Origin of the sequence: Pseudomonas sp. IT-P2, from assembly GCF_949767575.1 — a bacterium.
Taxonomy (GTDB): Bacteria; Pseudomonadota; Gammaproteobacteria; order Pseudomonadales; family Pseudomonadaceae; genus Aquipseudomonas; species Aquipseudomonas pharyngis.
Genome location: NZ_CATKQA010000007.1, coordinates 25,955 through 39,096, shown reverse-complemented (window position 1 = coordinate 39,096; position 13,142 = coordinate 25,955). Strand labels below are relative to the sequence as shown.

Genomic DNA, 13,142 nt, shown 5'->3' with positions numbered 1-13,142 from the left:
CGTGCCCTGGCTTTGTTTTTATGTAGCGGCGGCGGTTGCACCGTTTGCAGACTGATGCCTGACAGACGATTCGCACGGCCGCGCATTTATGACCAATGTTTCCCCAGGAAAGCCATTGGCCGGTGCGTCGGGTTTCCCCGGTTGCACCTTGGGCGCGAATCCTATGCAACAAAGCAAAACAGGTGCAACCAGTTTCTTGAGAATTAGTTGCACCCAGTCGGATTTATCCTACGGAAGTGGCTTTTTGCTCCCTTTTAACGCAGTGACAACGCTTTTCTATAAGCAAAAGCACCAAGCAAGAGCAGCACTTTCGTACCAGAAATTATTTCCTGACGAGCTGCAGAATATTCCGACAAAAAAGGGTTGCACCCGGTTGCACCTGTTTCGGCTCGCGGCTAATCTTGCCGCCAGCTGTTGTCGCGCAACTGCGGCACCTATGAGGATAAAAATATGGCTACCACCACCCTTGGGGTCAAACTTGACGACCCGACCCGCGAGCGCCTGAAGGCCGCCGCAACCTCGATTGATCGCACACCGCACTGGTTGATCAAGCAGGCAATTTTCAATTACCTGGAAAAACTCGAGGGTGGTGCAACCCTGACCGAGCTGAACGGTTTGTCCGCCAAGGACACCGACGACGCAGGTGAAGTCCACACCGATCACGCTCACCAATGCTTCCTCGAATTTGCTGAAAGCATCCTGCCGCAATCGGTGCTGCGCGCCTCGATCACCGCCGCTTACCGTCGCCCCGAGCCGGAAGTGGTGCCGATGCTGATCGAGCAGGCGCGCCTGCCGGCGCCGATGGCCGAAGCCACCAACAAACTCGCCGCGACCATCGCGGAAAAACTGCGTAACCAGAAGAGTGCCGGCGGTCGTGCAGGCATTGTTCAAGGCCTGCTGCAGGAATTTTCCCTGTCGTCCCAGGAAGGCGTGGCGCTGATGTGCCTGGCCGAAGCGCTGCTGCGGATCCCGGACAAAGGCACTCGCGATGCGCTGATCCGCGACAAGATCAGCACCGGCAACTGGCAGCCGCACTTGGGCAACAGCCCGTCGCTGTTCGTCAACGCTGCGACCTGGGGCCTGCTGCTGACCGGCAAACTGGTATCCACCCACAACGAAGCCGGCCTGACTTCGTCCCTGAGCCGCATCATCGGCAAGAGCGGCGAGCCGATGATCCGCAAGGGCGTCGACATGGCCATGCGCCTGATGGGCGAGCAGTTCGTCACCGGCGAAACCATCGCCGAGGCCCTGGCCAATGCGAGCAAGTTCGAAGCCAAGGGCTTCCGTTATTCCTACGACATGCTTGGTGAAGCGGCGCTGACCGAACACGACGCCCAGAAGTACCTGGCCTCGTACGAACAAGCCATTCACTCGATCGGCAAAGCGTCCCACGGCCGTGGGATTTATGAAGGCCCGGGCATTTCGATCAAACTGTCGGCCCTGCACCCGCGTTATAGCCGTGCCCAGTACGAGCGCGTGATGGACGAGCTGTACCCGCGCCTGCTGTCGCTGACACTGCTGGCCAAGCAATACGACATCGGCCTGAACATCGACGCCGAAGAAGCTGACCGCCTGGAGCTGTCGCTGGATCTGCTCGAGCGCCTGTGCTTCGAGCCGCAACTGACCGGCTGGAACGGCATCGGTTTCGTGATCCAGGCTTACCAGAAGCGCTGCCCGTACGTGATCGACTACGTGATCGACCTCGCTCGCCGCAGCCGTCATCGCCTGATGATCCGCCTGGTGAAAGGCGCGTACTGGGACAGCGAAATCAAGCGTGCCCAGGTCGAAGGCCTGGAAGGCTATCCGGTCTACACCCGCAAGGTGTACACCGACGTTTCCTACATCGCCTGCGCCCGTAAACTGCTGTCGGTGCCGGAAGTCATCTACCCGCAGTTCGCTACGCACAACGCCCACACCCTGTCGGCGATTTATCACATTGCCGGTCAGAACTATTACCCGGGCCAGTACGAATTCCAATGCCTGCACGGCATGGGCGAACCGTTGTACGAGCAGGTTGTAGGCAAAGTTTCCGAAGGCAAGCTGAACCGTCCGTGCCGTGTGTACGCTCCGGTCGGCACCCACGAAACCCTGCTGGCGTACCTCGTACGTCGCCTGCTGGAAAACGGCGCCAACACTTCGTTCGTCAACCGCATCGCCGACCAGTCGATTTCGATTCAGGAACTGGTGGCCGATCCAGTTGCGCAGATCGAGCAGATGGCAACCGTGGAAGGTGGTTTCGGCCTGCCGCACCCGCGCATTCCGCTGCCGCGTGACCTGTATGGTTCCGAGCGCGCCAACTCCGCCGGCATCGACATGGCCAACGAACATCGTCTGGCCTCACTGTCCTGCGCCCTACTGGCCACTGCGCACAACAACTGGAAAGCCGCGCCGATGCTCGGTTGCGCCTCCAGCAACGAAGCGCCGGCACCGGTGCTGAACCCGTCCGATCTGCGTGACGTGGTCGGTCACGTGCAGGAAGCCACCGTCGAAGACGTCGACAACGCCATTCAATGCGCCCTCAACGCCGCACCGATCTGGCAGGCCACCCCGCCGGCCGAACGTGCCGCGATTCTGGAACGTGCCGCTGACCTGATGGAAGGCGAGATCCAGCCGCTGATGGGCCTGCTGGCCCGCGAAGCCGGCAAGACCTTCGCCAACGCCATCGCCGAAGTCCGCGAAGCGGTCGACTTCCTGCGTTATTACGCGGTGCAGGCACGCAACGATTTCAGCAACGACGCCCACCGCCCACTGGGCCCGGTGGTGTGCATCAGCCCGTGGAACTTCCCGCTGGCGATCTTCAGCGGTCAGGTTGCCGCCGCACTGGCCGCCGGTAACCCGGTGCTGGCCAAACCGGCCGAACAGACTCCGCTGGTCGCCGCACAAGCCGTGCGCCTGCTGCTCGAAGCCGGGATTCCGGAAGGCGTGCTGCAACTGCTGCCGGGTCGCGGTGAAACCGTCGGCGCCGGTCTGGTGGGCGATGAGCGCGTCAAAGGCGTGATGTTCACCGGCTCCACTGAAGTCGCCCGTCTGCTGCAACGCAACATCGCCGGTCGCCTCGACAACCAGGGCCGTCCAATCCCGCTGATCGCCGAAACCGGTGGCCAGAACGCGATGATCGTCGACTCTTCGGCACTGACCGAACAGGTGGTGATTGACGTGGTGTCGTCGGCCTTCGACAGCGCCGGTCAGCGTTGCTCGGCCCTGCGCGTCCTGTGCTTGCAGGAAGATTCCGCCGATCGCGTCATCGAAATGCTCAAAGGCGCGATGGCTGAAAGCCGTCTCGGCAACCCGGAGCGTCTGTCCGTGGACATCGGCCCGGTGATCGACGCCGAAGCCAAGGCCGGCATCGAGAAGCACATCCAGGGCATGCGCGACAAAGGTCGCAACGTGTACCAGGTGGCCATCGCCGACACGGAGGAAGTCAAACGCGGCACCTTCGTCATGCCGACCCTGATCGAGCTGGAAAGCTTCGACGAACTGCAACGCGAGATCTTCGGCCCGGTGCTGCACGTGGTGCGCTACAAGCGTAAAGAGATCGACCAGTTGATCGCCCAGATCAACGCCTCCGGTTACGGCCTGACCCTCGGCGTGCACACCCGCATCGACGAGACCATCGCCAAGGTGATCGACAACGTCAACGCCGGTAACGTCTACGTCAACCGCAACATTGTGGGTGCGGTGGTCGGCGTCCAGCCGTTCGGTGGTGAAGGCTTGTCGGGTACGGGCCCGAAAGCCGGTGGCCCGCTGTACCTGTACCGTCTGCTGTCGACGCGTCCTACCGATGCCATCGAACAGTCCTTCGCTCGCGGTGATGCTGCCGTGGCGCCGGACGTTCGTCTGCGCGACGCCATGAGCAAACCGCTGACCGCCCTGAAAGCCTGGGCCGACAGCAACAAGTTCGCCGATCTGAGCACTCTGTGCGTGCAGTACGCAGCGCAGTCGCAAAGCGGTATCACCCGCGTACTGGCCGGCCCGACCGGCGAGAAGAACAGCTACGCGATCCTGCCGCGCGAGCACGTGCTGTGCCTGGCGGACATCGAAGGTGATCTGCTGACCCAACTCGCGGCGGTACTGGCTGTAGGCGGTTCGGCGGTCTGGCCGGAATCCGACACCAGCAAGGCATTGTTCGCACGCCTGCCGAAGGAAATTCAGGCGCGGATCAAACTGGTTTCCGACTGGAACAAGGACGACGTGGTGTTCGATGCGGTTCTGCATCACGGCCATTCCGACCAGTTGCGCGCGGTCTGCCAGCAGATCGCCAAGCGTGCCGGAGCCATCGTTGGGGTTCAGGGTCTGTCCCAGGGCGAGACCAACATTGCGCTGGAGCGTCTGGTGATCGAGCGCGCGTTGAGCGTCAACACCGCGGCAGCAGGCGGTAACGCCAGCCTGATGACCATCGGCTGACTCTCGCGAGATCGTTCCCACGCTCCGCGTGGGAATGCCTCAAGGGACGCTCCGCGTTCCAGCCACGCTGCCGATTTCAAGCCTGGCACCGATGGGACGCGGAGCATCCGGGGCTGCATTCCCACGCAGAGCGTGGGAACGATCAACACTCCGTCAGCAACATAAAAATGGGCGCCCTCACCGGCGCCCATTTTTTTGGCCTCTCCATCACCGTTATCAATCTTCCTGTTCAGGCTTTATTCGCACGCCTAGACTCGGCCCATTCCAAAAAAAGGTAGGCCGCCATGTCCGAGACGCTGCTCAGTTCCCGCAATCTGGCTTTCGAGCTGTACGAAGTCCTCGATGCCGAGGGCCTGACCCGGCGCGAGCGGTTTGCCGAGCACAATCGCGAAACCTTCGATGCCGCCATCGGCACGGCACGCAACATTGCCGAGAAGTACTTCGCGCCGCACAACCGCAAGGGCGACGAGAACGAACCGCGCTACGAGAACGGTCAGGCGATTCTTATTCCCGAGGTGAAACCGGCGGTGGATGCCTTCCTCGAGGCCGGATTCCTCAACGCGGCGCGCAGTTTCGACGCTGGCGGCATGCAACTTCCTACACTGTTGTCCCAGGCCTGCTTTGCCCACTTTCAATCGGCCAACGCGGCGTCGACTTCCTATCCGTTCCTGACCATGGGCGCGGCCAACCTGATCGAAAGCTTCGGCACCGAAGAGCAGAAACAGCGCTTCCTGCAACCGATGATCGACGGCCGCTTCTTCGGCACCATGGCCCTGACCGAGCCCCACGCCGGCTCGTCGCTGTCGGATATTCGTACCCGCGCCGAGCCTGCGTCCGACGGCACTTATCGCCTCAAGGGCAACAAGATCTTCATTTCCGGCGGCGATCACCCGCTCTCGGAAAACATCGTGCACATGGTGCTGGCCAAACTGCCGGACGCACCGGCCGGGGTGAAAGGCATTTCGCTGTTTATCGTGCCGAAGTTTCTGGTCAACGATGACGGCAGTCTGGGCAAACGTAATGACGTGTTGCTGGCCGGGCTGTTCCACAAGATGGGCTGGCGCGGCACCACGTCAACGGCGCTGAACTTCGGCGATAACGGCGAGTGCGTCGGCTATCTGGTGGGCAAGCCGCATCACGGTTTGAGCTACATGTTCCAGATGATGAACGAGGCGCGGATTGGCGTCGGCATGGGCGCGGTGATGCTTGGTTATGCCGGTTATCTGTACTCGCTGGAATACGCTCGCGAACGGCCACAAGGCCGTGTGCCTGACAGCAAGGATCCGACGACGGCGCCGGTGGCGATCATTCAGCACGCCGATGTCAGACGCATGCTGCTGACGCAGAAATCCTACGTCGAAGGTGCGTTCGATCTAGGCCTGTATGCGGCGCGATTGTTCGATGACACCACCACGCTGGAAACCGAGACCGAGCGCAAACAGGCCCATGAACTGCTGGATTTGCTGACACCGATCGTCAAATCCTGGCCCTCCGAGTTCTGCCTCAAGGCCAACGAACTGGCGATCCAGATTCTCGGCGGCCACGGTTACACCCGCGAATACCCGGTGGAGCAGTACTACCGCGACAACCGTTTGAACCCGATCCACGAAGGCACCCACGGCATTCAGTCGCTGGACTTGCTGGGACGCAAACTGGCGCAGAACGGTGGTGCCGGGCTCAAGCAGCTGATTCGCCTGATTGCCGACACCGCCGAGCGCGCGGTGGCGTACGAATCGTTGACCGCACTGCGTGAGCCGCTGGAGAAACTGGTGGCGCGCCTACAGACGGTGACCATCGGTCTGCTGACCGATCTGGCACAGGGCAAGGTCAACAGCAGTCTGGCGAACTCGGCGTTGTACCTGAAGGTGTTCGGGCATGCAGTGATTGGCTGGCGCTGGCTGGAGCAGGCGATTCGCGCCGAGGAAGGGTTGGCCAAAGGGAATGCGGCGGATGCCGACTTCTATAAGGGCAAGTTGCAGGCGGCGCGTTATTTTCTGACGTGGGAAGTGCCGGGGTGCCAGCATGAACTGGCGTTGCTGGAGGCGCGGGATGATACGTGTCTGGCAATGCAGGATGCGTGGTTCTGACCTCTTAATGATCGTTCCCACGCTCTGCGTGGGAATGCAGCCCGGGACGCTCCGCGTCCCTTTGAGATCGTGACGCAGAGCGTCACAGGAGGCATTCCCCCGCGGAGCATGGGAACGATCGGTGCCTCGACAGGGAACGATCAGTCAGCTCAACTTGAACCCACCCATCTGCCGCGCCAGATCATCCGCCAGCCGCTGCAACATCTGACAATCCTCACGACAGGCGCGGACCTCCCCCGCCGTCGCCCGGGCCAGATCGGAAATACCCTGCACGTTGCGGTTGATCTCCTCGGTCACCGCCGACTGTTCCTCAGTCGCCGTCGCCACCTGATGGTTCATGTCGCTGATGCGCTCGACCTGCCCGGTAATCGCAGTCAAAGACGCCCCGGTACGCTGGCTCGATTCGACTCCGGTGCCCGTCGCGGCCTGCCCGGTGCGCATCGACGACACCGCATTCTCCGCCCCCTGCTTGAGGCTGCCGATCATCTGCTGAATTTCGTCGGTAGACGCCTGAGTCCGGCGCGCCAATGTCCGCACCTCGTCGGCCACCACTGCAAAACCACGCCCCATGTCCCCGGCCCGCGCCGCTTCAATCGCCGCGTTCAGCGCCAGCAGATTGGTCTGCTCGGACACCCCGCGAATCACCGCCAGCACCTGATCGATCGACGCCACCTGGTGCGCCAGCTCACCCACCGCGCCGGCCGCGACGCCAATTTCATCGGACATGCTTTCGATATGGCGAATCGAACCGCCGACCACTTCCCGCGCCTGCAGCGCTTCATCGCGGGCGGTTTGCGAGGCGAGCGCGGCGTTGCCAGCGTTCTGCGCGATCTCCTGCACGGTCAGGCCCATTTCGTGGACGGCAGTGGCGACCATGTCGGTCATTTCCTGCTGGCGACCGGAGCGTTCGGCGGTGTTATCCACAACCCTGGCCACCTGGCCGACGGCAATGCGCAGACGTTCGCTGGTGGTCAGCACTTCGCCGATCATCCCGCGCTGGCTGTCGAGGAAACGGTTGAAGCCCCGGGCGAGGTCGCCCAGTTCATCGGCACGGCTGGAATCTAACCGGTGAGTCAAATCTCCACCACCGCTACCGATTGCTACCAGTGCAGCTGTTACCCGACGAATCGGTCGGACCAACCCCTGAGCCAGCCAGATCACCAGCGCCAGGCAAACCAGCGCCACCACCAGGCCGATGGCGCTGCTCATCCACATCGCCCGGCGGGCTTCGGCGTAGATCTGCGACTGCGGCACTTCGGCCACCAGGGTCCAGCCGAGGTCGCGCAAAGGCAGGCTGAAGGCGAGGAAATCTTCGCCGTCGCGCTGGAAGCTGCTGTTGCTCGCCGCTTTATGGCCCATGACTGCTTGTGCTGCCGAGGTGCCGATCTGCTCGCTCAAGGTGCGCTTGCCGCTGAACTGCGCCTCGGGATGGACCTGGATCAAGCCGTCGGAACGCACGAGATAGACCTTGCCGCGCTCCCCGAAGCTGAAGTTGTGGATCAGCTCCGACAGCTCTTTCATGCTCAGCCCGAGCCCCGCGACACCGACCACTTTGCCGGCCTGCTGCACTTTCAAATCGATAAACAGCGCCAGCTCTCCGGTGGCCCCGTCGTTGTCGATGTTCAGGGTTCGCTGCTGATTACTGTCGAGGAAAGAGTAAAACCACGCATCGGCCGGCTTGGATCGACTGAGGGTGCGATCCAGGCCTTTTTCGGTGATGTAGTGATTGGATTCAGTACCGATGATCAGCGCAGTGAACGCCTTGTGTTCGGCGCGGATGCCTTCCAGATACTGCGCAAAGCCTGCCGTTTTGCCGGAGTCTTCACCGTTGGCCAGCCAGTCGCGGACCATGGTGTTACTGGCGATGTCTTTAGCAGCGGTGAGGGGTTGAACGAGGATTCGTTCGATGTCGTTGCGCGTCGCTTCGATGCTCGACGGCAGCGCCTGTTCGACCAGATAGCTCTGGGCGAGGCGGTTGACCACCAGGGTATAAATGCCAACCACGATCAGAATGCTGACCAGCAGGGCGGTGCCCATACCGAGGATCAGCTGCCATTGAATACTGCGACGCCAGAACTGCATGGAGCACCCCCAAAGAATAAGAGGCTGAAACACTGCAACAGCCGTGCCGATTGTATACAGCGCAATCGACAATCTTATTCTTTGGTTGTGCGCAACCCATCAACCCTGATTGATGGTCTTGGCGATGGTCTCGACCGTGGCGCTGACTTGCTCTTGGTAACGCTCGAGTTCCTGCTGGTGCTGCTTCTTCATTTCAATCTGCTGCGAGCACAGATTCATCGCCGCCAGCACCAGCAGGCGGTCGCCGATCAGGGTCGGGTATTTCTTCTTGGTGTCGGCCAGTGCGGCCTTGAGCATCAACGCAGCGTCCAGCAGGGTCTGTTCTTCCCCGGCCGGTGCCTTGATCGAATAGTCCTCCCCCATGATGGAGATGACTTTTACCCCTGCTGTGCCGTGGTTCATGCGCTGACAGGACCTGCGTTGACGCGATCAACCAGGGCCTGGATGCGCGCGGCGGTAGCGCCGTGCTTTTCTTCCTGTTCCATCAGGCTCAGTTGCAGGCTTTCGTTTTCATCCTTGGCCTGGGCCAGTTCCGTGGACAGGGTCTGGTTGGTTTCCGACAGGGTCTGGTTCTGTTGCACCAGGTCGCTGACGAGCTGTTCCAATTGGCTGAGGGATGCTTCCAACATTTTGATCTTCCAGGGCTTTTTCAAAGGGCGCGTACGATAAAGAAAAGTCATCGTTGACGCCAGGGTTAAACCGGCGCAAGGCCTTGATTTTCCTGGCGGCCGACCGTTCTTGCGAGTGTTAGAGACTGTGATCTGCCGATCTGGTTCCTGCACTTCGTCGCCCGACGCCCCGTGCGACAAATACGCACACCGCCTCAAGACTTTAGTCGTATGACCGATAAGTCACCCAACAGCAGTCTCAGCCCGCACGGATGCGGCCCTTCCCTGGTATCCGCCTCCATGTCCCTTCGCAATATGAACATCGCCCCCCGGGCGTTCACCGGTTTCGCCCTGATCGGCGGCCTGATGCTGATTCTCGGCGTGTTCGCCCTGAATCAGATGAGCAAGATCCGCGCAGCAGGCGAAGACATCGCCACCGCCAGCGTGCCTTCGATCAAGGCCCTCGACGAATTCACCCAGTTGACCCTGCGCCTGCGCGTGCTGTCGTATCGGTTGCTGATCAACCGAGAGCCAGACGTCCAGCAAAAAACCATCGAACTGTTCGATTTGCGCAACCGGCAGATCGCCGACGCGCAACGCGCCTACGAGCCGCTGATCGATGGCCCGCAAGAACGCGCCGCTTACGATCAGTACGTGCAGTTGCTGGCGCAGTACCGTCAACTCGAAGACCGCATGAAAACCCTGTCGCGCAACAATCAGGTCGACGAACTGCGACAGATGCTCAACACCGATTTGCTCGCCAACTCCGAAGCGGTGAATACCGCCCTCGCGCGTTTGCTGGAGATCAACACCCAACAGATCGCCGAGACCAATCAGGGCGCCACTGATCAGTATTCGATGTCGTTCAATCTGGTGGTGACCCTGTTGGTGATTGCCACCGGCCTGACCTTGCTGTTCGCCTGGCTGTTGACCAGCAGCATCACCAAGCCTATCGCCAAGGCGCTGGATGCAGCGGAAACCATCGCCGAGGGCAACCTGACCCAGCCAATACACGTGGATGGCACCGACGAAGCCGGACGCCTGCTGGCGGCCATGGCCAAGATGCAGTCGAAGCTGCGCGACACGCTGCAGCGGATTTCAGGCTCGGCCACGCAACTGGCCTCCGCCGCCGAAGAGCTGAACAGCGTCACCGACGAAAGCGCCCGTGGGCTGACCCAGCAGAACAACGAAATCGAACAGGCTGCCACCGCGGTCAACGAGATGACCAGCGCCGTGGAAGAAGTCGCGCGCAACGCGGTCAGCACCTCGGAAGCCTCGAAGAACGCCACCACCTCCGCCGGCGACGGTCGTGATCTGGTGCAGGAAACCGTCAGCGCCATCGAACGCATGAGCGCCGACGTGCAGAGCACCGCCACCCTGATCGGCGATCTGGCCAACGAATCCCGCGACATCGGCAAGGTGCTGGACGTGATCCGTGGCCTGGCTGACCAGACCAACCTGCTCGCGCTCAACGCCGCCATCGAAGCCGCCCGTGCCGGTGAAGCCGGTCGTGGTTTTGCCGTGGTGGCTGACGAAGTCCGTGCACTGGCGCACCGCACTCAGCAATCGACCAGCGAAATCGAGCGCATGATCGGCAGCATCCAGAGCGGCACCGAACACGCCGTGGATTCGATGCGCAACAGCACCGAGCGTGCAGAGTCGACCCTGAACATCGCCCGTGGCGCCGGTCTGTCGCTGGACACCATCAACACGGCCATCGTCGAAATCAACGAGCGCAACCTGGTGATCGCCAGCGCCGCTGAAGAGCAGGCGCAAGTGGCGCGGGAAGTGGATCGCAATCTGGTGAACATCCGCGATCTGTCGGTGCAATCGGCGACCGGAGCGAATCAGACCAGTGCGGCGAGTAACGAGCTGTCGCGCCTGGCGCTGGATCTGAACAATATGGTTGGGCGGTTTAGCCTCTGAGATAGAAGCCCCCTTTTGATCATTCTCACATCGAGAGGTTGATCGTTCCCACGCTCCGCGTGGGAATGCAGCCCGGGACGCTCCGCGTCCCAAAAGCGGACGCAGAGCGTCCATTGAGGCGTTCCCACGCGGAGCGTGGGAACGATCGCCTCCTCTGGTGCAAAAGCTTTTTGACAGCATCACATTTCAACAGGTTAGAATCGCTGGCACGCAGACTGCATGGTCAGTTTGTGCCCGTCTTTCCGCTTCTGGAGTACTGCCTTTGAATGCGACGACCATCAACAGCCTGTTCTTGATCGGCGCGTTGCTGGTAGGCGCAAGTATTCTTGTCAGCTCCCTGTCTTCCCGTCTCGGCATCCCGATTCTGGTGATCATCCTCGCGGTCGGCATGACTGCCGGGGTCGATGGCGGCGGCATCATTTTCGATAACTACCCGACGGCCTATCTGGTCGGCAACCTCGCACTGGCAGTGATCCTGCTCGACGGTGGCTTGCGCACCCGGGTGTCGAGTTTCCGCGTGGCCCTGTGGCCGGCCTTGTCGCTGGCGACGGTCGGCGTCCTTATTACCACCGGCCTCACCGGCATGGCCGCCGCCTGGCTGTTCGACCTCAATCTGATTCAAGGCCTGCTGATCGGCGCCATCGTCGGTTCCACGGACGCCGCGGCGGTGTTCTCGCTGCTCGGTGGCAAGGGCCTGAACGAACGGGTGACCGCCAGCCTGGAAATCGAATCCGGCAGCAACGACCCGATGGCGGTGTTCCTCACCGTGACCCTGATCGACATGCTCGCCAGCGGCCAGACCGGCCTGCACTGGAGCCTGTTGACCCACCTGATCCGCGAGTTCGGCATCGGTGGGGTGATCGGCCTGGGCGGTGGCTGGCTGATGCTGCAACTGGTCAACCGGATCAATCTGGCGGCCGGTCTGTATCCAATCTTGGTGATCGCCGGCGGTCTGGTGGTGTTCGCCCTGACCAACGCCCTGCACGGCAGCGGCTTCCTCGCCGTGTACCTGTGCGGTCTGGTGATCGGCAACCGCCCGGTGCGCAGCCGCCACGGCATCCTGCACATGCTCGACGGCATGGCGTGGCTGGCGCAGATCGGCATGTTCCTGGTGCTGGGTTTGCTGGTCACTCCGCATGATTTGCTGCCGATCGCCGTGCCGGCGCTGGGTCTGGCGCTGTGGATGATCCTGTTCGCACGGCCGCTGTCGGTGCTGGTCGGGCTGCTGCCGTTCAAGGCCTTTCATGGCCGCGAAAAGGCCTTCATTTCCTGGGTCGGCCTGCGTGGCGCGGTACCGATCATTCTGGCGGTGTTCCCGCTGATGGCCGGGCTGCCGAATGCGCAGCTGTACTTCAACCTCGCCTTCTTTATCGTGCTGGTGTCGCTGCTGGTGCAGGGCACGAGCCTGCCGTGGGTCGCCAAGCTGCTCAAGGTGACGGTGCCGCCAGAGCCGGCGCCGATCTCCCGCGCGGCGCTCGAAGTGCACGTCACCAGCGAGTGGGAACTGTTCGTTTACAAACTCGGCGCGGAAAAATGGTGCATCGGTTCGCCCCTGCGCGAACTGAAAATGCCCGAAGGCACCCGTATCGCTGCGCTGTTTCGCGGTCAGCAACTGCTCCATCCGTCGGGTAGTACGGTGCTGGAAGTCGATGATTTGCTGTGTGTTATCGGCCATGAACACAACCTTCCGGCCCTCGGAAAACTGTTCAGCCAGGCGCCGCAACGCGGCCTCGATCTGCGCTTCTTCGGCGACTTCGTACTCGAAGGAGACGCCCAGCTCAAAGCGGTTGCCGCCCTGTACGGCTTGCCCGCCGAAGGCATCGATCCGGACATGACCCTGGGCCACTTCATTGCCCAGAAAGTCGGCGGTGCACCGATCGTTGGCGACCAGGTGGAATGGAACAACACCCACTGGACGGTTGCGGTCATGGACGGGAACAAGATCGCCAAAGTGGGCGTCAGATTCCCCGAAGGAAGTCGCCCGGGCCCCGGACTCTTCCTCTAAACTGCGTCCACTCTCACTTGCTTGACCGGT

7 protein-coding genes and 1 pseudogene are annotated in these 13,142 nt (G+C 61.6%); 5 read left to right on the top strand and 3 right to left on the bottom strand.

All coding sequences use genetic code 11. From position 1 onward, the window contains the following. Positions 1-450 precede the first annotated feature (450 nt). On the top strand, positions 451-4,404 hold the full coding sequence (putA, locus tag ACM6JM_RS05125; protein WP_039766511.1) for a trifunctional transcriptional regulator/proline dehydrogenase/L-glutamate gamma-semialdehyde dehydrogenase: 3,954 nt from the start codon (positions 451-453) through the stop codon (positions 4,402-4,404). Positions 4,405-4,688: 284 nt separating this feature from the next. Beyond that, positions 4,689-6,491 (top strand): acyl-CoA dehydrogenase, encoded by a 1,803-nt coding sequence (locus tag ACM6JM_RS05120; RefSeq protein WP_074689596.1) that lies wholly within the window; start codon positions 4,689-4,691, stop codon positions 6,489-6,491. 144 nt (positions 6,492-6,635) lie between these two features. Here ACM6JM_RS05120 and ACM6JM_RS05115 read toward each other — a convergent pair whose 3' ends face one another. From ACM6JM_RS05115 to ACM6JM_RS05105, 3 genes are all read right to left on the bottom strand, one after another. Next, on the bottom strand, positions 6,636-8,573 hold the full coding sequence (locus ACM6JM_RS05115) for a methyl-accepting chemotaxis protein (protein ID WP_414881407.1): 1,938 nt from the start codon (positions 8,571-8,573) through the stop codon (positions 6,636-6,638). Positions 8,574-8,672: 99 nt separating this feature from the next. After that, positions 8,673-8,975 carry a cell division protein ZapA gene (locus ACM6JM_RS05110; RefSeq protein ID WP_039766503.1) on the bottom strand — a complete coding sequence of 101 codons (303 nt, stop codon included), beginning with the start codon at positions 8,973-8,975 and terminating at the stop codon, positions 8,673-8,675. After that, positions 8,972-9,202 carry a hypothetical protein gene (locus tag ACM6JM_RS05105; protein ID WP_007952320.1) on the bottom strand — a complete coding sequence of 77 codons (231 nt, stop codon included), beginning with the start codon at positions 9,200-9,202 and terminating at the stop codon, positions 8,972-8,974. Before ACM6JM_RS05105 ends, ACM6JM_RS05110 begins: the two co-directional genes overlap by 4 nt. 210 nt (positions 9,203-9,412) lie before the next feature. Here ACM6JM_RS05105 and ACM6JM_RS05100 point away from each other — a divergent pair. The 3 genes and pseudogenes from ACM6JM_RS05100 to ACM6JM_RS05090 all read left to right on the top strand — a co-directional run. Further along, positions 9,413-10,252, top strand: a pseudogene (locus tag ACM6JM_RS05100) (MCP four helix bundle domain-containing protein); the annotation flags it as partial. Next, a complete protein-coding gene (locus ACM6JM_RS05095; RefSeq protein ID WP_371850982.1) occupies positions 10,235-11,107 on the top strand; it encodes a methyl-accepting chemotaxis protein in 873 nt (290 codons plus the stop codon). The pseudogene ACM6JM_RS05100 and the gene ACM6JM_RS05095, both read left to right, overlap by 18 nt. A 262-nt stretch (positions 11,108-11,369) precedes the next feature. Continuing rightward, positions 11,370-13,112, top strand: a complete 1,743-nt coding sequence (locus ACM6JM_RS05090) for a potassium/proton antiporter (RefSeq protein ID WP_414881406.1) — start codon at positions 11,370-11,372, stop codon at positions 13,110-13,112. The last annotated feature ends 30 nt before the right edge of the window (positions 13,113-13,142 follow it).